This window comes from Alkalihalobacterium alkalinitrilicum, from assembly GCF_002019605.1.
GTDB lineage: Bacteria > Bacillota > Bacilli > Bacillales > Bacillaceae_F > Alkalihalobacterium > Alkalihalobacterium alkalinitrilicum.
The window spans coordinates 4,235,785-4,258,623 of record NZ_KV917368.1; the positions used below are offsets into that span (position 1 = coordinate 4,235,785).

A 22,839-nucleotide genomic window follows, 5' to 3' on the forward strand; every position below is an offset into this window, starting at 1 on the left:
GTTGAATTGAGGGAAGAGAGGACGAGAATTACTATGATGGGATTATTAAAAAAAGTAATTGGTGATCCGAGTCAACGACAATTGAAAAAATACGAAAAAATCGTTGATGCGATTGAAGCGTTAGCTGATGATACAAAAAAATTATCAGATGATGGGTTGCGTGCAAAAACCGAAGAATTTAAAAATCGTTACAATAACGGTGAAAAATTAGATAAACTGTTGCCAGAAGCGTATGCGGTTGTGCGTGAAGCATCTGAGCGTGTGTTAAAGATGCGTCCGTTTCGCGTTCAGCTTTTAGGTGCCATTGTTTTACACAACGGAAATATTGCCGAAATGAAAACGGGGGAAGGGAAAACACTCGTTGGAACATTACCTGTCTATTTAAATGCACTGACTGGTAAAGGCGTTCACGTTGTTACGGTTAATGAGTATTTAGCACGTCGTGACTGCGAGATTATGAAAGAGCTCTATGAATTTTTAGGGTTAACCGTTGGCTTAAATGTAGGTGGTCTTACAAAAGAAGAAAAGCAAGAAGCGTATGCTGCTGATATTACATATGGAACAAATAATGAGTACGGTTTTGACTATTTACGAGATAATATGGTGCTATATAAAAACCAAATGGTACAGCGCCCGCTTCATTTTGCGGTAATTGATGAGGTTGACTCGATTTTAGTTGATGAAGCGAGAACACCTCTCATTATTTCGGGTTCGGTTGAGCGGTCAACGAATCTTTATATTCAAGCAAATGCATTTGTGCGTACTCTTCGTAAAGAGGATGACTATACATTAGATGAAAAAACGAAGTCTGTTCTTTTAACGGAAGAAGGGGTAAATAAAGCTGAAAAAGGCTTTAACATCGACAACCTCTTTGATCAAAAATATGTCTCACTCAACCATCATATTAATCAGGCGTTAAAAGCGCATGTCGTGATGCATCGTGATACGGATTATGTCGTTGAAGATGGTGAAATCGTCATCGTCGACCAATTTACGGGTCGTCTCATGAAAGGTCGTCGCTATAGTGATGGGCTTCATCAAGCGATTGAGGCCAAAGAAGGAATGGAAATTCAACGCGAAAGTATGACACTCGCATCGATTACCTTCCAAAACTATTTCCGTCGTTATCAAAAGCTAGCAGGGATGACGGGTACTGCGAAAACGGAAGAAGAAGAGTTCCAGCAAGTATATGGAATGGATGTTATGAGTATCCCAACGAATAAGCCGATTGCCAGGGATGATCGTCCTGATTTAATTTATAAAACGATGCCTGCGAAGTTCAATGCAGTTGTTAATCAAATTGAAGAACTTCATAAAAAAGGCCAACCAGTGCTAGTCGGTACGGTCAGCGTTGAAACTTCTGAGTTGGTTGCTAATCTTTTAAAGAAAAAACGTGTACCTCATCATGTATTAAATGCGAAAAACCATTTCAGTGAGGCAGAAATTATTGAAAATGCAGGCCAACGTGGAGCAGTTACGATTGCGACAAACATGGCAGGGCGTGGTACGGACATTAAACTTGGCGATGGTGTAAAAGAGTTAGGTGGTTTATTTGTTCTCGGGACTGAGCGCCATGAATCGCGTCGTATCGATAACCAGCTACGTGGACGTTCAGGTCGTCAAGGGGACCCGGGTTCATCTCAATTTTATTTATCAATGGAAGATGAATTAATGCGTCGCTTCGGTTCAGATAATATGAAAGCGATGATGGACCGACTCGGTTTAGAAGAAGATCAGCCGATTGAAAGTAAGCTCGTCAGTCGTGCGGTTGAACAAGCGCAAAAACGTGTGGAAGGCAACAACTTCGATGCGCGTAAACAAATTTTACAATATGATGATGTGATGCGTGAGCAACGTGAAATCATTTATAAACAACGGATGGAAGTACTCGAGTCAGATAACCTTCGCGCGATCGTGGAGAAGATGATCGAGTCTACTGTTAACCGTCATGTGGCGCTTCATACACCAGAAACCGAAGTGCCTGAGGATTGGGACATCGCAGCGGTGGAAAATTTCGTGAAAACGATGTTGTTACCAGAAGGCGTCATTACGGAAAAAGAGTTAAAAGGGCTAGATTCTGAAGAAATGGTAGAGCTTATTTTAGAAAAAGTAAAAGCTGCTTATGATGAAAAAGAATCACAGTTCACCAGCGAGCATATGCGTGAGTTTGAAAAAGTTATCATGCTTCGCTCCGTCGACCGTAAGTGGATGAACCACATCGACCAAATGGATCAACTCCGCCAAGGAATTCATTTGCGTGCGTACGGTCAAAACGATCCGCTTCGTGAATACAAGTTTGAAGGGTTTGAAATGTTTGAGCAGATGGTCGCTTCAATTGAAGATGAAGTGTCGATGTATATTATGAAAGCTCAAGTTGAGCAAAATCTAGAGCGTAAAGAAGTTGCAGAAGGTAAAGCGGTTCACATGAGTGCGGCGGCTGGTGAAGGTAAGGAAAAGAAAAAAATCCCAGTTCGTAATAACAATACAGTCGGACGAAATGATGCGTGCCCGTGCGGTAGCGGGAAGAAATATAAGCAATGCTGCGGTAGTTTATAATAAGCGGAGCAGATGCGTAGAGGCATCTGCTTCTTTGCACTCAATTTTTTTTTGCAATTGACATATATTAAAAAGGGTCGAAATACTTAATGAGGTGAAGGTAGATGGATTTAACAGAAGTGAAGCAAGAATTGGCGATAATGGCTAAGCGATTAGCGGACTTTAGGGGGTCTCTTTGACTTAGAAGCCAAAGAGACTCGAATGGAAGAATTGGATGAGCGAATGAGTGAGCCTGATTTTTGGAATGACCAAGATACAGCGCAGCAAATCATCAATGAATCGAATGCGTTAAAAGAGATGGTCGTGACGTATAAAGAATTACAGGAAAAATACGATGATCTCGAGGTCACATACGAGCTCGCCAAAGAAGAAGATGACGAGTCATTTAAGGATGAACTCGATGATGGGGTAAAAAGCTTAGCGAAAGCCTTAAATGAGTATGAGCTTCAGCTATTATTAAGTGAGCCGTATGATAAAAATAATGCCCTTTTAGAGTTACATCCTGGTGCAGGGGGAACGGAGTCTCAAGACTGGGCTTCAATGTTATTGCGGATGTATACGCGCTGGGCCGAGAAAAAAGGTTTTAAAGTGGAAACGCTCGACTACTTACCAGGTGAAGAAGCGGGTGTGAAAAGTGTAACCCTTCTCATCAAAGGTCATAATGCGTATGGCTATCTGAAAGCGGAAAAAGGCGTTCACCGTCTCGTGCGAATTTCACCATTCGATTCTTCGGGAAGAAGACATACATCATTCGTGTCGTGTGAAATCATGCCTGAGCTTGATGATAGTGTGGAAATCGATGTATCGCCAGAAGAGTTAAAAATTGATACGTACCGAGCAAGTGGTGCGGGTGGTCAGCATATTAATACGACAGACTCGGCGGTGCGGATTACCCACGTACCAACAAATACGGTTGTAACGTGTCAAACCGAACGTTCTCAGATTAAAAACCGTGAGCGTGCGATGAAAATGCTGATGTCGAAGCTTTATCAGCTGAAGATTGAAGAACAACAAGCGCAGCTGGCTGAAATTCGCGGTGAGCAAAAAGATATCGGCTGGGGAAGCCAAATTCGCTCGTATGTTTTCCATCCGTATAGCTTAGTGAAAGACCACCGTACGAATTTCGAAATCGGAAATACAAACGCCGTCATGGACGGAGAACTTGACGGCTTCATCGACGCTTATTTACGTTCGATGATGTAATAAAGTAATCTCGTAAAAAATTTATATAAGGCCATGATGTAAAGTAATGATGGTGTCAGGCACCTTTAGTCCGCTAAAGATGCCTGACACCATTTTTTGTATAGCGGTATGGAGCCCAAACAGAAACAGATAGGAAATAATGGTAAATGAGTAAGGTTCATAATGCCCGCAACGGCGAGAAAACGAGAACAGCGGTAACTAAGCAAGGTTCATAGTGACCGCAACGGCGAGAAAACGAGAACAGCGGTAACTAAGAGAGGTTCATAGTGACCGCAACGGCGAGAAAACGAGAACAGCGGTAACTAAGAGAGGTTCATAGTGACCGCAACGGCGGGAAAATGAGAACAGCGGTAACTAAAAGACGGTTATAGTGACCGACATGAAGCGAGGAAGGAATTAACGGTCACCATGAAGGCTTCTTGGGACCTTAAACGATTGGGAAGACAAGAATATGGTCGTTATAAAAGGTATCTAATAACAATTTCTCTTCAAACCATGTTGTTTGTCGTAAATAACGACCTTAATTAAATTTATAAAAATTTTTTCTTTTTTTTGCAACCTTTTAATCTTGAGGGGGCTCTACTGTATAGATACGCTAAAAGAAATAGGTTGAAGAGATGCTGGCGATATGGGAGAGATCATATGGAAGAGTTTGTACGGCGGATGAAAAATGGGGAAGAAGATGCCCTTCGAGAAGTGATGCGATTGTATGGGGATTACTTTCTTCGAATCGCTTTTCTGTTACTGAAAGATCGGTACGAGGCAGAAGAGGTCGTTCAGGACATGTTTGTGACAGCCTATGAAAAAATGGATACTTTACTAGAAGCAAATAAGCTCAAAAGTTGGATGACATCGATTACGCTGAATTTATGTCGGCGGCGGTTAAGGAGATGGAGTGTACGCCACATTTTTTTACGGTCCCGACAAGAGGATGATATCGACATGGTCAATGACCAATCGGCTGAAGATGTGGTCATTCAGCTTGAAGGTCAGGAAGAGCTTGCCCACCATCTACAGGCTTTAGAATACCAATATCGCGAAGTGCTTATTTTATATTATTTTTCAAGTTATCACATTTTGGAAATTAGTGAACTGCTGGGGATGAAAGAAAATACGGTAAAAAGCAACTTGGCTCGCGGCAGAAAACGATTAAAAGAACGGTTGGAGTGTGAGAAGTATGAACGATAATCGGAAGCAATGGAAAGAAAAACTCGATGATGAACTGAAAGACGTTACGTTTCAAAATGTAGAAACGGTCATAAAACGGACGCATCCAAAAACGTGGACGGAGCGGCTTCAGCATTGGTTAAACCAAGAAACACAATTTCCAATTGTGCCAGCGTCAGCCGTGCTCGGTGTGGTTCTCTTGCTTGTGACGATCCCGTTAAGTAATGGTGGTAACACCGCGGATGATAAAGGTCAGCTTGTGGATATGAAAAGTAGCATTTACTGGAGTGAAATGATTGAAGAAAAGTTAGGTGATCAGTGATGAACGTAAAATTTAAAAGAAAACATTTGTTGTGGGGAAGTCTAGGGTTTATGGCTCTTTTTCTCGTTGCAACGTTCATCATCGCACCGTTCATTCAAGAAAAGCAAGTGGATCGTTTGCTTGCAACGGGTGACCCTCAGGTTGGTAATGAAATTATCGATTTAATTGAAAACGCAAAAACCGATTCCCGTAAGTTAAACTTGATCCAAAAATACGTTCTTTCGTGGAGCACGAAAGGCTATGAACATCCCGTTTATATGAGCCCTGGGCTTTCAACTTGGCATGAAGCCGAGGAAACGTGGGGTGGTTTTACCCTTGAAGAAACGGAGCCGTACTTACTTATTTATCTGAATAAAGGCCCGAAAATGAATGCCTATTATGTTAATGCGGTGGTCGATTATGCTCACTATCTTCGGAAGACAGAAGGGTTGGAGGAAGCCACTCAGTTTTTAGAACAGAAGGAAGAAGAATGGAAGCGAAATCCGAATTATTATTGGGATGAAATGTTCATGTTAACACGACCGAAGATGTTGCTAGAAGCGGGTCAGACCGAAGCTGTAATTGCTCTATTACTAGAAATCGAAACCGAAGAAAAGCAACGATTGGCAGAGCACCAATACGAGTACGGACCTACTGAAATGTGGACGACTTACTTAGTGGAAGCACTCCTAAGAGAACATCGACTAACAGAGGCCCATGAGCGAATTGAAGCGTGGGAACAAGCCGACATGAAAATGAGAGAAGAGTGGGCCGAGTGGGAAGAGGAGGAAACTTACGCAGATGGTTTTGACCGACCATTGTCGGTACTCAAGCAACGGATAGAGAGATTGATAAAAGAAGGAAAAAATGAGGATTTTGGTACGGTTGAAGGACATATTTTGCGAGAAGATGGCACGCCGCTTGAAGGTGTTTTTGTGTACTTGCGAGACCCAGGGAACGCCAATCAAAGTGCGCATGCAGAGATGGACTATTATGTGACGCGTACGGATAGTTCAGGCTATTATCAATTTCAAGAGGTGTTGCCAAACAGCTATCAAGTTGGCTTAGGACTGCAATACTCCCATGTGGATGGTTATGCATGGCCTGTGGATATGTATGATTGGTTTCAGGTGGATTACGGAACGGAGCACACGTACAATATTACGTTTTTACCATTGATGGACGTGATTCAGCCTGTGAATAATGTTGAGGAAACAGAAGATGAAATTACCTTTGCATGGAAGCCAATGGAGGAGGCGAAAACGTATGAATTATCTATTTTTATTCCGTTTGAAAAAGGCGGTGGCTATTCCGTTCCTGTGAGAAGGCAAATTACTCAGTCTCCCATTACTTTACCGGTTCAAGAATTAGCAAATCTTCATACAACTGGATCGTATTCATTTGACGAAAACGGAGTGATTTTTGAACCTGAACGTCTGTTAGGACTTTCTAATCCTGATGGGAAATATTCATGGTCGGTTCGCGCCTTTGATGAATCGGGGCAAGAGGTTGGACGAAGTGTTGGCTATCGGCTGAGTGAAGAAACGATGGGTGATGTCCCGTTCTTCCACTTAATGCATCGCGAGTTGTCGGCAAGTGATCAATTATTATTAAAAAAACAGATCGAGGAAGCACTTGTTTCTTATAAACAAGATGTGGAACGAGATCCGCACGATGTTCATGCTTTACGAATGATAACGGTATTACTCGAGCATCAATCGCGAGAAGGCGATCAAGAGTTAAATCGTGAGCAGTACTACGACTATATGGAACGGTTATCAACATTAACGGACCATCCTAACCATTATTATCATCTTGTTGGTAAAGCAAGGGAGGAGAATGATTGGCTTGCTTATGACGAGTGGTTTGGGAAGTATGAAAAAGCACTTGAAATGCAGGGAGAACAACCAAATTACTATATAGCTAAAGAACATGCAAGGGCTTTAATGGAGCAGGAAAAGTGGAGCGAAGCAAAGGAATGGCTTTATTACGCATTGAAAAATGATCGTTCAAACGAAACGGTTATCGATTTACTTGCGTTAGAATTGTATCTTGGAACTAGCTTAGATGCTGTTGTTTCTTTAGCTGAAGATCATCCCGTGTTATCGGACGGCTTTGAGAATTGGACGCCTTATGTTCAAGACGTGGTCGTCGATGAAGAAATGAAGGCTGCGTTACACACGTATTTACGAAAAGGAGCAGAAGCAGTAGAACTTCCTCATTCAAAGGGGGCTAACCAAGTATTCCTACAGCAACTCGTTAATCATCGGTGATACCTTTTATTGCGTGCCTAGTCTCCAACGTCTTAGAGCACCCGTGAGACTGGGCACTTATAATTTTCGTTTGTTGTGAAAAGCTAAGTTGAAAGTAACGAATTTTACCTTTGTACAGCGTTAATGGGTTCGCGTTTACACTTTATTCATCCAGTGCTATACTATCCAACGGAATACCGAATAAGAGTGAAGTTGAGTGGTGCTGAAACCTTTCTCAGACATACTTCACGATAAAAGTGAGTGTAGACATATGATGATGATGACAAAACGAAGAAATAATAATGAATTGCCTCCATTGCTTAGTAAAGTGCTAGAGTATGGACAAATCCTATTGGGATCTGCGATCGTAGCAATCGCCTTTAATTTGTTCCTCCTTCCGAACCGAATTGCTTCAGGTGGAGTAAGTGGGATTAGTACGATTGTCTATGATGTTTTTGGAATTGAGCCTGCCTTTACGCAATGGGCTTTTAATATCCCGTTATTTATTTTAGGCATCTGGTTGCTCGGTGGAATGAAGTATGGAGTTAAGACATTAATTGGTACACTTTTTTTACCTTACGTCGTTTTTTTGACGCGACATATGGAGCCAGCTACAACTGATCCACTACTGGGTGCGTTGTTTGGTGGAATTGGTGTCGGTCTAGGACTCGGAATTGTATTTCGGGCTGCCGCAAGTACGGGTGGAACGGACTTAGCCGCACAAATCATTAATAAATATACGGGGCTTTCTCTTGGCGCGTGTGTGTTTATTTTAGATGGACTCATTGTCGCCACTTCTGCGATTGTTTTTAATATCGAATTAGCTCTTTATGCGTTGATCGCTTTATTTGTCACAGGGAAAACGATCGATTTAGTGCAGATGGGAGTCGGTTACGCAAAAGTTGCCTTAATTATTTCGAATAAACAAGAAGAAGTGAGGGAAAGTATATTAAGAGATGTGGATCGTGGGGTCACGAAACTGTCCGGTTATGGCGGCTACACGAATGAAAAGCGCCCTGTTCTCATGTGTGTTGTTCACCAAACGGAAGTCACAAAATTGAAACAAATAGTGAAAAGCGCTGACCCATCTGCATTTGTTGTTGTCACCAATGCTACCGAGGTACTTGGTGAGGGTTTTAAAAACCAATGATTGAGTTATAATTACAGCGTAGGTATATCTGATTGGATATATTTACAAAATATGCTAAGTGAGGAGGTCTTTGCTTTGAAGAAATTTTTAATAGCATTAACAGGGGCGTCTATTTTAGTGTTAGGAGCATGTGGTGGCGGTGCTGAAGAGCCAGCACCAGCTGAAGAAACACCAGCTGAAGAAGTACCAGCTGAAGAAGGTGCAGAAGAAACTGCAGGTGCTACATATGATGCACAAGAAGCCGAAGCGACGTACCAAGCGAAATGTATGAGCTGTCACGGTGGGAACCTTGAAGGTGGTGTAGGTCCTAAGTTAACGGATGGAGCGTACACATACGATGAAATCGTACATGTGTTAGCTGAAGGAGCTGGCCCAATGCAACCAAACATTGTTGAAGGCGCTGAGGCGGAAAACCTAGCTGCATGGTTAGCTGAACAATAAAAATAATCGATAATGCCTAAAGGACTTCTCAGATGTTGTGGGAGGTCTTTTTCGTGTTTTGGTGGATGTCTTCCATTAACTGGGGAGAGAAGTTTAGATGCTTCCACTAATTGAGTGAAAGCACCTAAAAGAGAACCACAAACTGGTAGAAAAAGCATCTAAAAGAGAACTTAGGATGAATAGCTTCCACAAACTGTAAGCGGAAGCATCTAAAAGAGAACTTAGGATGAATAGCTTCCACAAACTGTAAGTGAAAGCATCTAAAAGAGAACTTAGGTTGAATAGCTTCCACAAACTGTAAGTGGAAGCATTTAAAAGAGAATTTAGGTTGAATAGCTTCCACAAACTGGAAGTGGAAGCATTTAAAAGAGAATTTAGGTTGAGTCGCTTCACAAACTGGAAGCGAAAGCGTCTAAAAGAGAATTTAGGATGAATAACTTCCATAAACTGGAAGTAGAAGCGTCTAAAAGAGAATATAGGTCGAATATCTTCCACAAACTGTAAGTAAAAGCGCCTAAAAGAGAATTTAGATTGAATTCCTTCCACAAACTGTAATGAAAAGCATCTAAAACCAAAGTTAGCTCACATTAAATCCACTACACTATTTGGAAACCTATATTTCTAAACAACCAAATTTGACCTCAAAATACCTATCAATTCCCACTCGAATCCCTACCAAATCCCATTCCCACCCCCATGTTTCCCATAACCGACATGTTTATAGTTGCTTGCGAGTACTTTCTTTATTGTTTCCTTTGAAGGGATGATCTGGCACCACTCATGGATGGCGTTAGTGGTGATTTTTTTGTCTGGAAACAGTGACTTGAATTCTTCAACAGTACGTAAAAGGGCGTTTGGTATAGATTCCGTACTATGACATGAGGGACATTTTAATGATTATTTTTAAATAATTTTCCTAACTTTAAAGAGAACTAATGTTCGCTTATTCTTCTGTTTAATGATATAATCAATAGTAGATTAATCTATTGAATTGATGAGAAAGGTGGTGAACACAATGGCTAGAAAGAAACCCATTAAAGTATTGCGTAAACAAAAGAAAACCGAAAATATTCAACGTTTCACTCAGAAACAGAATATTGGACGTGGTAGCCTTACGGCTAAAGAATTTTGTCTGCTTCAACGCATGTCTCACAGTTCTAAGGCGTTACGTAATGTGGGATTGTACACGTTGAAACAAAATTACTTAATTCACAATAAGATGGCGTCCACAAAAGAAGTAGACGCTGCAATGAAGGCAGATGTTAACTATTGGGGTGTTCAATCGAACTCCGTTCAAGCGATTCGCCGAACGTTGTATTCGGACGTGAAGAGCTTTTTTGAGGCGCTAAAAAAATGGAAGACGAACTCAGATGCTTTCACTGGTCGTCCACAATTTCCGAAGTATTCTTCCACTACTGAGAAACGCATTATCGAAATCTACCAAGTTCCAAAAGTAGATAAAGACGGGTACTGGTCAATTCCGATGAACGTTGAATTTAGAAAACATTTTGGTTCGATTAAAATTCGTATGCCTAAAAATTTGTTAAACAAGAAAATCTCATACATTGAAATAGTGCCAAAGCAAAAAGGTCGGTTCTTTGAGGTGCATTACACATATGAAATGCAAGTCGCTCAAATGAAGAAACAACCAACGACAACGATGAATGCTTTGAGTTGCGATTTAGGTGTAGACTACTTGATGAGTTGTGCAACAAATCATGGCGATACGTTCTTGATGGATGGTAAAAAGATAAAGTCTATCAACCAATATTTCAACAAAACGATAAGTGAGCTGCAAGAAAAAAATATCGAAAACGGAATATCAAAACGTGTTGTAACCAACCGTATAGCAAAACTTTGGAACAAAAGAAGTAGTCAAATCAATGGTTATATCTCACAAGCCGTAGGCTTATTGTTTAAAAAAGTCAAACAGCTAAACATCGACACCATTGTTATTGGGTATAACGCTGGTTGGAAACAAGAGTCCGATATGGGCAAAAAGAACAATCAACAATTTGTTCAAATTCCATTTCATAAACTGATTTCTGCCATCGAAAACAAATGCCTGAAAGAAGGCATTCGTTTCAAAAAACAAGAAGAAAGCTATACATCAAAAGCTAGTTTCTTAGATAGAGACACTATCCCTGTTTGGTCGAAGGACGATAAGACGAACTACTTATTCAGTGGTAAACGTATACATCGTGGTCAGTATCAAAGTAAAACTGGACCATGTATCCACGCTGACATCAACGGGGCATTGAATATTTTGCGTAAATCAGAAGTCGTAGAATTGGATGGAAATCTTAAAGTCAAAACTCCAATCAAATTGGAAGTACAAAAACGTAAAACTGTTGCTTAGCGCATAGTTTAGTGGGTGCGTCAACCATCCATGTGTACTCGACTTGTCGGGGCTTGTAGCACACGCCAGAGTAATCTGAGTGGTGGTTTCTTCCGTAAGGAAGAATTGCTCTTTTTCGGAAGGGTGGTGCAAGTGGGAAAACGATAGATCGTCGCCAGTACCAACCAAAAACAGTGTTTGGGGAGTGCTTAATGACACTCGCTATTCAGAGCGTCAAATCGTCATAACGAGGAGACCTGAGTAGCAAACCCAAGTCCCCACTGAAATAGGAACCACAAGGTTCTCAGTGGGGGTACGTTGACCTTATAAAAGAGAGTCAATTTTCACAATACTGCAAAATAGTAAGATCAGGATTTTTACTAGAATGTAACATAATTTACATCCAGGGTACTATATACTACAAAAAATGCATCACATAGAATGGTTTTTCGCGCTAACAGCTATGAACATTATCCCCTACATTTTCCAATTAACTAGAAATAACCGTTAAACTTTACAGTGACCCCCTTCGAATTGAAATAAAATTGTAATAAAAATCAACACCTATGTAAAAATAATGGTGTTATAATGTATGAGATGAGAAAAAACGACATAAAGTGAGGTTGTCATTTAAGGTTCAACAGCAATCCTCATAGAATAACAGCTAGTGGAGTCCTTCATAAAAATGATTGACTTTTATTTTAATGAAAAAAAGAATTGAAGCGAAACTCAACCAGATGTAGGAAGTGATTGTGTTGATAGATATGAAAGATGTTTGGAAAACGTATCCTAATGGTGTTAGTGCTATTAACGGGATTGATATATCGATAGGTAAAGGCGAGTTTGTATATGTAGTAGGTCCTAGTGGTGCGGGGAAATCGACTTTTATTAAAATGATGTATCGTGAAGAAAAACCAACAAAAGGTGATATTTCTATTAATGGTACAAACCTTGCCAAGTTAAAAAATAGACAAGTTCCGATTTTTCGTCGAAACATTGGTGTTGTTTTTCAGGACTTTAAACTATTACCTAAACTATCAGTGTATGAAAACGTAGCGTTTGCGTTAGAAGTAATTGAAGAAAATCCGGCGACCATTAAGCGAAAAGTAATGAACGTATTGGAAATCGTCAAGTTAAAAAATAAAGCTCGGTTTCTTCCTGGTGAACTATCAGGTGGAGAACAACAACGGGTAGCGATTGCGCGTGCTATCGTCAATAGTCCGAACGTTTTAATTGCGGACGAGCCTACGGGTAACCTTGATCCAGATACAGCTTGGGAAATTATGGACACTTTAGAGGAAATTAATAATCGAGGAACGACGATCGTTATGGCTACGCACAATAAAGAAATTGTAAATACGATTAAAAAACGTGTAATTGCTATTGAGGGCGGAAGAGTTGTTCGCGATGAAATAAGGGGGAACTACGGATATGAAATTTAGAACCCTTACTCGACACGGTAAAGAAGGCTTTAAAAACATTGGCCGAAATGGTTGGATGTCCTTCGCTTCAATAAGTGCCGTTACGATTATGCTCTTTCTAGTAGGGATTTTTCTTTTGTTAATACTTAATATGAATCATCTCGCTTCAACAGTGGAAGAGGATGTTGAAATCCATGTTTATATTGATTTAACAGCTGATGAAGAGCAACAAGAAGAGTTGAGACAAGAAATAGAAGATGTGCAGTATGTTGAAAATGTCGAGTATGTTGACCGTGATGCAGGACTTGATCAGTTTATCGACAGTATGGACGAAATGGCACCTGTGTTTGAAGGGTTGCGTTCGGAAAATCCATTTAATGATAAATTTGTTGTAAGAGCAGAAACACCTCAGTTAACAGAAATGGTTGCTGCTGAAATTGAGGTACTTCCTAGTGTAGATACCGTTAATTTTGGTAAAGATGTCGTGGATCGACTATTTGCAGTGACTGATTTTATGCGTACGTTTGGTATTGTTTTAATTGCAGGTATGATGTTTACGGCTATGTTCCTTATTTCTAACACGATAAAAATGACAATCGTTGCTAGAAAACCAGAAATTACGATTATGAGATTAGTAGGAGCAACTAATGGGTTTATTCGCTGGCCATTCTTTGTTGAAGGCTTGTTAATTGGTGTAATCGGAGCTTTGATCCCTATTATCCTACTAATTACAGGATATTCTTATTTCTATGAGATTATGAGTACTAGACTTGAAGTTATGTTTTTTGAACTCATTCCTGTTTTCCCAGCTATCTATCAAGTGGCAGGTATACTCCTAGTTATCGGCGCGTTTATTGGCGTTTGGGGAAGTATGATGAGCGTACGAAAATTTTTAAAAGCTTAAAGAAAATAACAAACGATTAAGGACGAGGAGGACTGTTGGATGAGGCGAAGGAGTACTTTAGTCTTACTAGCGTTCATTATATCTGCAAGTACGATATTTACTGGAGTTGGATATGATTCAGTTCGAGCAAATTCGACAATAGAAAATAAACTAAAAGATATTCAAGATGAACGCCAAGAAGTGCAAAAAGAAGCTGAACAGAAAGCAGCGGAATTGAAAAAAGTTGAGGCGGAACAAAATCAAATCAGTGCTGACATTCGTAAGATAGATACGGAAGTTGCTGACACGGATAAAAAAATCAATCAAAAACAGGCAGAAATTGAAGAAGTTCGTGAAGAAATCGAGCTGTTACAAGAAGAGATTGTCATCATCGAAAAGCGAATCGAGGAACGTGATGAACTATTAAAAGATAGAGCCCGTTCGATGTACCAAAATGGTGGGAGTGTCAATTACCTTGAAGTTATCCTAGGTGCGAAGAGCTTTGGAGATTTTCTTGATCGTTTAAGTGCTCTTTCTATGATTGCTCAGCAAGACCGAAGTATCTTAGAAGCACATTTAGAAGATCATAGATTACTAGAAGAAGCAAAAGCAGAAATCGAAGAACAGTTAATTAAATTAGAAGGTCACCTTGTAGAACTTGAACGGTTAATGGCCCATCTAGAACAACAAAAGAAAGAAAAAGATCGTATGATGCAAAAACTCATTGAACAAGGTGAAGAAATTCATGCTCATCTTGGTAAAATTGACGATGAAGATCAAGTTTTAGCTCAACAAGAAAGAGCGATGCAAGAAGAGCTAGAAGCTTGGAAAGAGCGAGAAAGACAAAAAGAGTTAGAAAAGCAACGTGAATTAGAAAGACAAAAACAAGAGCAACAACAAAACCAACAGCCAAGTCGTAGTAGTACTCCAACTTCTACCTCTACAGTGGAGTCTGCTCCTTCAAGTGGAAGTGGCGTCTTGATGCGTCCAGTAAATGGACGAGTTTCCTCTTCTTACGGTATGCGAATTCATCCTGTTCATGGTGGAGGAAGAATGCACCACGGGATTGATATAGCGGCTAGTACAGGAACACCAATTTATGCTTCGGAAGCTGGAACGGTGATTGCTGCTAGGTATATGAATGGCTATGGAAATACGGTTATGATTTCACATAATGTAAATGGACAAGTATTGACGACTCTTTATGCTCATATGAATTCGATGTCGGTCTCGAATGGACAACGTGTCAGTCGTGGTCAATCGATCGGTACAGTGGGAGCAACGGGAACAGCAACAGGTCCTCACTTACATTTTGAAGTTCATGCTGGTCCATGGAATAACGCTAAGTCCAATTCGGTGAACCCGATGAACTATATCCAATAGTTTCATCCTATTAATAAATACAAGAAGCGTGTTAATCATGAATGAGTGATTAGCACGCTTTTTGTGAGGATCATAAGTAAAACCCGATTGTATAAATTACAATCGGGTTTTCGTTATTACTTGGTTGTTTCGTCCATGTTAATCCATGTTTGCGACCACTTTTCGATTTCCTGCATAAGTGGTTCTAAAGATAAGCCTTTTTCGGTCAATGAATATTCAATTCGAACAGGAGTTTCTGGGAAAATTTCACGTTTAACAATTCCTTGACTTTCCAATTCTTTCAATCTCTCTGAAAGAAGTCTTCCACTAATGCCTATGGCTGATTCGATCGTGCAAAACCGTTGTTGACCTGAAAGTAATTGATAAATAATCAAGCCAGTCCAACGCTTACTTAAAATACCCATAGCTTCTTCAAATCTAGGACAGAGTTGAGATTTGTTCATATTCAATCACTCCTAATACGTTTATCATACCATAAAAATTAAAAAACGATAACAATATTACTTTTTATAAATAAGTTACTTGACACAGGTGAATTATTAAAATATACTTACTTACATAAAGTAAGTTAATAACTAAACTTACAATATATCAATCATAAATATAGAAACTAAAGGAGTGGAGCACATGTTAAAAAAGCACGAAGTAGGTGCATTTATTTTAAGGGTAGTTTTAGGTCTTTCGTTTTTCATTCATGGGTTAGATAAATTCCAAGCGGGGATTGGGAATATTGCTGGATTTTTTGAAAGCCTAGGGATCCCTGGTTTTCTAGCTTATGTGGTTGCTTTAATAGAGCTAGTTGGTGGGATTGCCCTCGTTTTAGGAATTGGGACAAGAGTGGTTTCTATCTTAATAGCTATTATTATGGTTGGAGCCGTATTCACATTTAAATTTTCAGTAGGGTTTTTAGATGGATATGAATTGGACTTAGCATTTTTAGCAATGTCTATTTATCTAGCAATTACGAATAAATCAGCGTATGCAGTAGATAATGTAATTTTCTCTTCTAAACAAGAATAAACGAGAAACTCAAATATTGTATAAGAGGTGTTTTTAATGGGATTATTAACTAAATTTTTTGGAGAGTCATCTGCAGAAGCAAACGGTGGCAATCATGCAACAGATTTTTATTCAGCAGTGGAAGCAAGACGTTCGATCTATGGTATTAGTAAAGAAGCAGTAGTTTCTGATGCTAGAATTCAAGAAGTGATCGAGTATGCGGTTAAGCACACTCCTTCAGCATTCAACGCACAAACACAAAGAGTTGTTGTATTACTAGGGGAACATCATGATAAATTATGGGATATAACGACAGAAACGTTGAAAAAAATTGTTCCTGAAAATGACTTTGCAGATACGCAAGGAAAAATGGACGCTTTTAGAAGTGGATACGGAACTATTCTTTTTTTTGAAGAACAAAGTATTATTGAGTCTTTACAAGAGCAATTTCCATTATATGAAGATAAATTTCCAGTGTGGTCGAGTGAAGGAAATGGAATGCTTCAATATGTTGTTTGGACTTCGTTAGAATTAGAAGGCTTTGGAGTAAACTTGCAACATTACAACCCACTAATTGATGAAGAAGTAAAACAACAGTGGGGTATTCCAACGACTTGGAAGCTAGCGGCGCAAATGCCATTTGGTAAGCCGACTACACCAGCTGGAGCAAAAGAATTTCAACCAATAGAAGAGCGTATGAAAGTATTTAAATAAAAAATTGAGTCAACGCCACTAAACGTTCGATAAAAATACAGTTGTACATTTAACCGAATCATTGATCATTCTTAAGTAATTGAAGGAGGTGAATGAAATGGGGAAATGTGCATGTGGAAACACGCAAGACGCTAAAGGAAATTGCGATGGTTCGCATTTAAAGATTAAAACGCAAGACAAAAAGTAAGCGGCAATGAATGACCTAACATATTAACACGACTATGCCATGTAAAAATCGTCGATAAGCCGTGTTGAACTGAGACGTCCTCCCTAATAAGCTTGTCTCAATTTAAATAGTACTAAACTCTGCTAAACAATGGCCTACCTTTAAAAAAGGTAGGCTGTTTATTTTATCCCGCAACAACTGGCAGTAATACCCGCACTTCAGGACTTTTAGGAATTAAAGAAGGATAAGTGGGGGATAAACTGCCAGTAACAAAATGAACACAGACTAAATGCGCCACGTCATGTGGCAACGTCTGTGTGACCCACATCGTGTGGGCCTCAACTAACCATCAGTAAGGGAAAAGGAAAACCCATCCCTGATGGAAGTTTCTCTTAAAAAAAACTAAATTCAAGACTCCAAAACTCAGTTCACCCTATAATTAATACAAGTTTGTTTAGTTACAGAAGGTTCACTTTATTCTCGACTCAGCTTGTAGTATAGTAGTAAATAGGAAAAATCATAAATTGTACAGGCTAACATATACTAACTATATGAATAGTAGGGCATTGCATCTATTGGATGTAGTGCCTTTTCTGCAAGAGAGGTGGAGAGCATGAACAATATTCGAGGAAAAACACTAGCGTTTGCTATCATTATCTCACTATTAATCGGTGCAAGTGGGACGTATGTGTTTCTTAATGGGCTAGATAATCAAGTAGGCGATGATAAGCAACCTGTGTTAGCAGAAACAGTCGATGCAAAGGAAGATCTTGATGCTGTTACGAAGTTTTTAAGTGCTATGGAACTAATCACCGAACGTTATGTTGATGAAGTCGATGAGAAAGTGCTACTAGAAGGTGCAATAGCAGGAATGGTGAATGCACTAGAAGATCCGTATTCAGTGTATATGGATGAAGAAGCCGCTTCACAATTTATGGAAGCACTCGATTCACATTTTGAAGGAATTGGTGCAGAAGTAAGTATGACGAACGGACAAGTTACAATCGTGTCACCAATCCGGGATTCGCCTGCTGAAAAAGCTGGTATAATGCCAAAAGACCGTATTGTTGAAATTGACGGAGAAAATATTGAAGGACTTACATTATATGATGCTGTTTTAAAAATCCGTGGTGAAAAAGGAACGAATGTTGTGTTGACGATTGATCGACCAACAAGCTCGGAACTCATTGAGATTTCGGTTAAACGTGACGTTATTCCCCATGAAACGGTTCGTGTAAAAACGATGGATCACAAAGATAAAACAATCGGTGTGTTAGAAATTACATCATTTTCGAATGATACTTCAGAACGTTTTGAACGAGAACTGTTAGCATTAGAACAACAAGGAATCGACGGTCTTATTATTGATGTTCGTGGAAATCCAGGTGGACTTTTAAATGTTGCTGAAGAGATTGGGAAATTGGTGATCCCAGGAGGAAAACCGATCGTCCAAATCGAAAATCGAGACGGAGAAAAAGTCAGATATATTTCTTCATTAGAAGAAGAGAAAGACTATCCGATCATTGGTCTGATTGATAACGGAAGTGCATCAGCGTCTGAAATTATTGCAGGTGCCTTGAAGGAAGCAGGGAACTATGATTTGGTTGGAGAGACAACGTTCGGTAAAGGAACAGTTCAACAAGCGCTGAAATTAGGAGATGGAAGTGAAATTAAGCTCTCTCTTTTTAAGTGGTTAACGTCAGATGGAAACTTTATTAACGAAGTGGGCGTTGAGCCGACTGTGAAAGTATCTCAACCTGAGTTTTTCTATTTACCACCGTTACATGTTAAAGAAGATTTAACTCATGATATGCTGAACGAGCAAGTAAGAAGTGCGCAGCATATGTTAAAAGGTTTAGGTTTTGAACCTGATCGTACCGATGGTTATTTTAGCAAGCAAACGGAGAAAGCTGTAATGGCTTTTCAAAATACAAACAATTTAGAGGCTACAGGCGTCATTGATGAAGATACTGCCTCTGCTATACATGAAGCTATTGTTGAAGCAGTCCGTGATGAAAAAAATGACCATCAACTTCAAGCTGCTATTGAGTTAATCATTAAACAAAGTGAATCGTAAAAAGCAGGAAATGAATAGGCTGTTGTCGAAGTACATGTGTAGCAAGTAAGGCTACACATGTACTTTTTTCTTCACCATCAAGAGGAAGGACTAGGAAAATGATTATCGATTGGTTCATTGCATTACTACAAGGGATTGGCTATGTTTTTTTACATCCGCTATTTTATATTGGTTTTTTCACAATGCTTTTGATTGGAATTGCGCGAGTAAAACGTGAGCGGAAAGATTTCCATACAAAAGTTTATAATTTTATTGATGAAACAGTCATTTCGTTAGTGCCTGGGATTGTTACAGGCGTACTGATTTCACTAGTTGCGATTGGGTTAGGCATTGTGGTATCCAAAGAGTTTTTAATTCTCGTAACGCTCATCTATCTTGTAACTGTTGTTACTACTCAAGTAAGATGGATTACGCCATCTTATGTGATTCCTATTGTTTTGTTTGTACTGATTTTATTTATGTTTAAACCTTGGACGATATCTGCACCACTGTTGGGCGATCTATCTTTTGCTTTTAGTGAAACCCTGGTTGTCTATGCGGTCCTTTTAATGGCGTTACTTCTTATCGGTGAAGGAGTTCTCATTCGAACGAATGGTCATAAAAATACGTCACCGAAATATCTGCATAGTAAACGAGGAAAACTCATCGGGGGACACGAATCGAAGCGATTATGGTTTGTTCCAGTGTTTCTACTGTTACCTAATGGCGTCCTGCCAAGTATGGACTTTTGGCCAGTACTAACGATTGGGGAACAAGGAACGTATTCGATTATCCTTGTGCCGTTTCTCGTCGGCTTTCATCAGTTAATCAAAAGTTCAATGCCTGTTCCTTTTATTAAAAAAATCGGAACGAGTGTCATTTTACTAGGGGTCGTTATGAGTTTATTAAGTATCGCTGCGTATTTTTATCCAATTGCCGCTCTTGGCGTTGCAGGTGCGGCGATAGTTGGACGAGAATTACTTTGGGTTCGTTTCAAGAAACAAGATGAACGGAAAACAGAATACTTTACGCCACAACCAGCAGGAGTCATGGTCCTAGGGGTGATCCCGCGTTCTCCTGCAGCGAAACTTCAATTGCAAGTCGGTGAAATGATTGTAAAAGTGAATGGCCAAAAAGTGAATGATCAAATCCAATTCTATGATGCACTGCAAAGAAATTCAGCTTTTTGTAAGTTAGAAGTCAAAGATGAAAATGGTGAAATTCGCTTTGCGCAAACAGCGCTCTATGATGGACAACATCATCAACTGGGTGTACTCCTATTAAAAGCAGAATATGAATTACAAAACTCGGTCATTTAAACCGATCGTAGACTTTAACATGATTCAGCTATCTTTGATGGCTGAATCGTTTTTTATCCTTAGCGAATAAAACAGAAAAAACACCAAGTTTCGCCAAGATTGGTGGTTTAGCTCGCATCAAACTGCAGTAAGCGCCCCACTTCAAGACTTGGAGGAATCAAACAAGGATAAGTGGGGGAAGAAGAAAACCCTCACGGATGAAAGTTTTACTTTATCTCGTAAGTTAGTAACCAAGTAAGTGATAGAGAGAGATCTGTATGACAAGTAAAAAATTAGAATAAGCTTTTTCGTTGGTCTAAGACGAGAGGGTAGTATCTATAATTAGAATTACACTAAAAATTACGGTATCGAAAGGGGAAGCATATGGTAAATATTTTTTTAGCAATTGGATTACCTGTCTTATTAATGGTTGTAGGAACTAGAATAGCTTATAGTGTTATAGGTGCAATGATTGTCACGCTCATGATTATGATTTTCGCGGTACAAATTCATCATATGTCATCAATTCCCATTACATTAGCGATTATTTCTTTTTTGGCAGGACTTAGAATTTCAATGCAAATGAGAAAACGAAGTGGTTGAAATAGCTGTAGGGAGATTGTCTCTCTACAGCTTTTCGAAGTATCTGCACGATACTTTCAAATCGATACACTAATATTGACATCAAAAAAATTCCTCAAAATAACTTAACGTATTTCCCTCTCTATAAATCATTTACTCTCACATGAAGCAAGACTTAATACTCGTTCCAATTCCAAAACGTCACTTCATCGACTTGTAAGTTTCTAATCCACGATTCTTCCTTTAAAGTAAGAATTTCTTTAGTTGGTCCCGTAATGACAACTCCGTAATGGGCAATGCCTTCATTTTCAAGAAACTCAATTTTTTCCGCAAGGTCGAAACGATAGCGTGCAAGTTGGTTTACTTGCGATTCGTGAGGTTGTAAGAACTTTAGCGTTTTTAAAAATTGCTCGTGAAGCATTGTTTCATCGCCAACTTCATATTCAGGAGAAACTGCACCCTCTGAAACGATACTGCCAAATAAGCCTTTCTCCTCTGTTCGCGACGTAACGATCATATCGTCTTCATGCCAGATCGGATAAGACGGGAAACCAATCGTTTCGAAAATCACACCGCCGTGAAAATCTCTTTGATCATCAAGACCAGTATCAACAGGGAACCATGATAAATCAAGATCCTTTTCTTCAAATAATTGAAACACTTCGCTCGTTCCATATAGCTGATTAAACGATACATATGCAGAAGCTACGGTACCTTCTGGTAACTGTTCTAGTTGAGTCCAGTTTACATCATCGTACATTTCGGAGTTGTTTGGATGAATAAAGTGTGGTTGGGATTGACTTTGTCTGCCGTAATAGGTAATCTCGGGAAACGCCATCATCGAAAATAAAAAGTTCACTTTCATATCACCAACCGTTATCGTCTCATGTCCAACCCTTTTTCGGATATCGCGAGTCGCTTCCATTCTAAAAAACGTTTTCGCGTTTGTACTTGTTCCACCGAGATATCCGTCAGGCTGTGTGATGGTTAACGTATGATCAATCACATTGCTAAGCACTTCACCGCGATCTGGATTTCCCCAAGTATAGTAGAGTGTCGTTAAAACCGATGTAACAATAAGCACAGCTAAAAATAACAGTAATGCGGTAACGGCAGTTTGGAAGCGGGCTTTCCATTTGCTTCGTCGCAAAATTTTTCGTTGCTTTTTATCACCTACTGTTGGAGGCGATGCTTGAGGAGGTTTTTCATTTTTTTCTAAATACTGTTGGTAGGTTTCAAGCTTTTCAAGTTCTTCTTCAAATTGCTCGAGTTCTTTGTCTCGTAGTTCTCCTTTTTCATAGGCATCGAGTTTCTTTCTAAAGTCATCGGTCACCTTCATTCACGCCTTTCTGTTTGCGAATTGCTTGTCGACCACGAAATAGCAATACCTTAAAGTTTGCTAATGTTACATTCATTACCGTAGCAGCTTCTTGGTAGGGAAGTTCGTTGAAGTCGTGAAGCAATACAGCCAATTTTTGTTGTTTTGGTAAATGCTCTAAAAGAGTGATAATCTCTTGAATTTCCTCACTTAATACCATTTGATCTTCGGAGTCTTTTCCTCTATGAAACAATTTAGTGAAAAAGTTTTCTTCTTTAATAACTGTTCGTTTCCGCTTGCGTTCATAATCAATAAAAGCATGATGAGCAACGGTAAATAACCAAGATTTAATATTTTCACCTTCATAGTTTTCAATATAAAGGTGGGCACGGAAAAACGTCTCTTGGACGAGGTCTTCAGCTGTGTAATGATCGTGACAAAGCGAAAGGAGAAAACGATAAATATGTGGAAAATACATTTCATAAATTGAATCGATCGTTTCTTTCATGCGCTCCTCCTTTCATTAATAAAACGAATGACATGAAATAAAGTTACAGTTATTTTTTAAAAATTTTTAAGAAAAAGGTGGAAGTGACCTCGAAAACAGAAAA

The 22,839-nt window shown here is 39.5% G+C and carries 19 protein-coding genes; 16 read left to right on the forward strand and 3 right to left on the reverse strand.

The features are described from left to right. The first annotated feature begins 33 nt into the window (after positions 1 to 33). From secA to BK574_RS20575, 11 genes are all read left to right on the forward strand, one after another. Positions 34 to 2,556, forward strand: coding sequence for a preprotein translocase subunit SecA (gene secA, locus BK574_RS20520; protein ID WP_078429901.1), 2,523 nt, complete (start codon positions 34 to 36; stop codon positions 2,554 to 2,556). Positions 2,557 to 2,660: 104 nt separating this feature from the next. After that, positions 2,661 to 3,759, forward strand: a protein-coding gene (prfB, locus tag BK574_RS20525) for a peptide chain release factor 2 (RefSeq protein WP_420796969.1) whose coding sequence is annotated in 2 segments (ribosomal slippage) — positions 2,661 to 2,732 and positions 2,734 to 3,759 — 1,098 coding nt in all. Because the reading frame shifts where the segments join, the coding sequence is not laid out codon by codon here. Between the two features lie 642 nt (positions 3,760 to 4,401). Beyond that, positions 4,402 to 4,947, forward strand: coding sequence for an RNA polymerase sigma factor (locus tag BK574_RS20530; RefSeq protein ID WP_078429902.1), 546 nt, complete (start codon positions 4,402 to 4,404; stop codon positions 4,945 to 4,947). Next, entirely contained in the window at positions 4,937 to 5,248 is a 312-nt protein-coding gene (locus tag BK574_RS20535) for a hypothetical protein (protein ID WP_078429903.1), read from the forward strand. The genes BK574_RS20530 and BK574_RS20535 overlap by 11 nt, the downstream gene beginning before the upstream one ends. Then, the gene (locus BK574_RS20540; protein WP_078429904.1) at positions 5,248 to 7,500 is read left to right on the forward strand and encodes a hypothetical protein; all 2,253 of its coding nucleotides are present in this window, start codon (positions 5,248 to 5,250) and stop codon (positions 7,498 to 7,500) included. The genes BK574_RS20535 and BK574_RS20540 overlap by 1 nt, the downstream gene beginning before the upstream one ends. Positions 7,501 to 7,759: 259 nt before the next feature. Beyond that, on the forward strand, positions 7,760 to 8,629 hold the full coding sequence (locus BK574_RS20545) for a YitT family protein (RefSeq protein WP_078430931.1): 870 nt from the start codon (positions 7,760 to 7,762) through the stop codon (positions 8,627 to 8,629). 75 nt (positions 8,630 to 8,704) lie between these two features. Then, entirely contained in the window at positions 8,705 to 9,070 is a 366-nt protein-coding gene (locus tag BK574_RS20550) for a c-type cytochrome (RefSeq protein WP_078429905.1), read from the forward strand. Positions 9,071 to 10,085: 1,015 nt separating this feature from the next. Further along, on the forward strand, positions 10,086 to 11,429 hold the full coding sequence (locus BK574_RS20555) for an RNA-guided endonuclease TnpB family protein (RefSeq protein ID WP_078429906.1): 1,344 nt from the start codon (positions 10,086 to 10,088) through the stop codon (positions 11,427 to 11,429). Positions 11,430 to 12,163: 734 nt separating this feature from the next. Next, complete coding sequence (gene ftsE / locus BK574_RS20565) at positions 12,164 to 12,850, forward strand: cell division ATP-binding protein FtsE (protein WP_078429907.1); 687 nt, start codon at positions 12,164 to 12,166, stop codon at positions 12,848 to 12,850. After that, positions 12,840 to 13,733 carry a permease-like cell division protein FtsX gene (gene ftsX / locus BK574_RS20570; RefSeq protein WP_078429908.1) on the forward strand — a complete coding sequence of 298 codons (894 nt, stop codon included), beginning with the start codon at positions 12,840 to 12,842 and terminating at the stop codon, positions 13,731 to 13,733. The genes ftsE and ftsX overlap by 11 nt, the downstream gene beginning before the upstream one ends. Before the next feature lie 39 nt (positions 13,734 to 13,772). Beyond that, complete coding sequence (locus BK574_RS20575; RefSeq protein ID WP_078429909.1) at positions 13,773 to 15,095, forward strand: murein hydrolase activator EnvC family protein; 1,323 nt, start codon at positions 13,773 to 13,775, stop codon at positions 15,093 to 15,095. 116 nt (positions 15,096 to 15,211) lie between these two features. On the opposite strand, the gene BK574_RS20580 is transcribed toward BK574_RS20575, so the two are convergent. Then, on the reverse strand, positions 15,212 to 15,538 hold the full coding sequence (locus tag BK574_RS20580; protein WP_078429910.1) for a winged helix-turn-helix transcriptional regulator: 327 nt from the start codon (positions 15,536 to 15,538) through the stop codon (positions 15,212 to 15,214). A 184-nt stretch (positions 15,539 to 15,722) separates the two neighbouring features. On the opposite strand from BK574_RS20580, the gene BK574_RS20585 reads away from it, so the two are divergent. From BK574_RS20585 to BK574_RS20605, 5 genes are all read left to right on the forward strand, one after another. Next, complete coding sequence (locus BK574_RS20585) at positions 15,723 to 16,115, forward strand: DoxX family protein (protein WP_078429911.1); 393 nt, start codon at positions 15,723 to 15,725, stop codon at positions 16,113 to 16,115. Between the two features lie 36 nt (positions 16,116 to 16,151). Beyond that, positions 16,152 to 16,808, forward strand: coding sequence for a nitroreductase family protein (locus BK574_RS20590; protein WP_078429912.1), 657 nt, complete (start codon positions 16,152 to 16,154; stop codon positions 16,806 to 16,808). 779 nt (positions 16,809 to 17,587) lie between these two features. After that, entirely contained in the window at positions 17,588 to 19,051 is a 1,464-nt protein-coding gene (locus BK574_RS20595) for a S41 family peptidase (RefSeq protein ID WP_075386958.1), read from the forward strand. A gap of 98 nt (positions 19,052 to 19,149) precedes the next feature. Beyond that, positions 19,150 to 20,349, forward strand: coding sequence for a PDZ domain-containing protein (locus BK574_RS20600; protein ID WP_075386959.1), 1,200 nt, complete (start codon positions 19,150 to 19,152; stop codon positions 20,347 to 20,349). Between the two features lie 363 nt (positions 20,350 to 20,712). After that, positions 20,713 to 20,931 (forward strand): DUF2198 family protein, encoded by a 219-nt coding sequence (locus BK574_RS20605; protein WP_075386960.1) that lies wholly within the window; start codon positions 20,713 to 20,715, stop codon positions 20,929 to 20,931. Positions 20,932 to 21,085: 154 nt separating this feature from the next. On the opposite strand, the gene BK574_RS20610 is transcribed toward BK574_RS20605, so the two are convergent. Both BK574_RS20610 and BK574_RS20615 read right to left on the reverse strand, forming a co-directional pair. Then, on the reverse strand, positions 21,086 to 22,249 hold the full coding sequence (locus BK574_RS20610) for an anti-sigma factor (protein ID WP_238458062.1): 1,164 nt from the start codon (positions 22,247 to 22,249) through the stop codon (positions 21,086 to 21,088). Then, complete coding sequence (locus BK574_RS20615) at positions 22,233 to 22,736, reverse strand: sigma-70 family RNA polymerase sigma factor (protein WP_078429913.1); 504 nt, start codon at positions 22,734 to 22,736, stop codon at positions 22,233 to 22,235. Before BK574_RS20615 ends, BK574_RS20610 begins: the two co-directional genes overlap by 17 nt. Positions 22,737 to 22,839 lie beyond the last annotated feature (103 nt).

Coding starts and splice junctions, on each gene's coding strand:
- secA (WP_078429901.1), top strand. CDS start 34: ATGATGGGATTATTAAAAAAAGTAATTGGTGATCCGAGTCAACGACAA.
- BK574_RS20530 (WP_078429902.1), top strand. CDS start 4,402: ATGGAAGAGTTTGTACGGCGGATGAAAAATGGGGAAGAAGATGCCCTT.
- BK574_RS20535 (WP_078429903.1), top strand. CDS start 4,937: ATGAACGATAATCGGAAGCAATGGAAAGAAAAACTCGATGATGAACTG.
- BK574_RS20540 (WP_078429904.1), top strand. CDS start 5,248: ATGAACGTAAAATTTAAAAGAAAACATTTGTTGTGGGGAAGTCTAGGG.
- BK574_RS20545 (WP_078430931.1), top strand. CDS start 7,760: ATGACAAAACGAAGAAATAATAATGAATTGCCTCCATTGCTTAGTAAA.
- BK574_RS20555 (WP_078429906.1), top strand. CDS start 10,086: ATGGCTAGAAAGAAACCCATTAAAGTATTGCGTAAACAAAAGAAAACC.
- ftsX (WP_078429908.1), top strand. CDS start 12,840: ATGAAATTTAGAACCCTTACTCGACACGGTAAAGAAGGCTTTAAAAAC.
- BK574_RS20575 (WP_078429909.1), top strand. CDS start 13,773: ATGAGGCGAAGGAGTACTTTAGTCTTACTAGCGTTCATTATATCTGCA.
- BK574_RS20580 (WP_078429910.1), bottom strand. CDS start 15,538: ATGAACAAATCTCAACTCTGTCCTAGATTTGAAGAAGCTATGGGTATT.
- BK574_RS20585 (WP_078429911.1), top strand. CDS start 15,723: ATGTTAAAAAAGCACGAAGTAGGTGCATTTATTTTAAGGGTAGTTTTA.
- BK574_RS20590 (WP_078429912.1), top strand. CDS start 16,152: ATGGGATTATTAACTAAATTTTTTGGAGAGTCATCTGCAGAAGCAAAC.
- BK574_RS20595 (WP_075386958.1), top strand. CDS start 17,588: ATGAACAATATTCGAGGAAAAACACTAGCGTTTGCTATCATTATCTCA.
- BK574_RS20600 (WP_075386959.1), top strand. CDS start 19,150: ATGATTATCGATTGGTTCATTGCATTACTACAAGGGATTGGCTATGTT.
- BK574_RS20605 (WP_075386960.1), top strand. CDS start 20,713: ATGGTAAATATTTTTTTAGCAATTGGATTACCTGTCTTATTAATGGTT.
- BK574_RS20610 (WP_238458062.1), bottom strand. CDS start 22,249: ATGAAGGTGACCGATGACTTTAGAAAGAAACTCGATGCCTATGAAAAA.
- BK574_RS20615 (WP_078429913.1), bottom strand. CDS start 22,736: ATGAAAGAAACGATCGATTCAATTTATGAAATGTATTTTCCACATATT.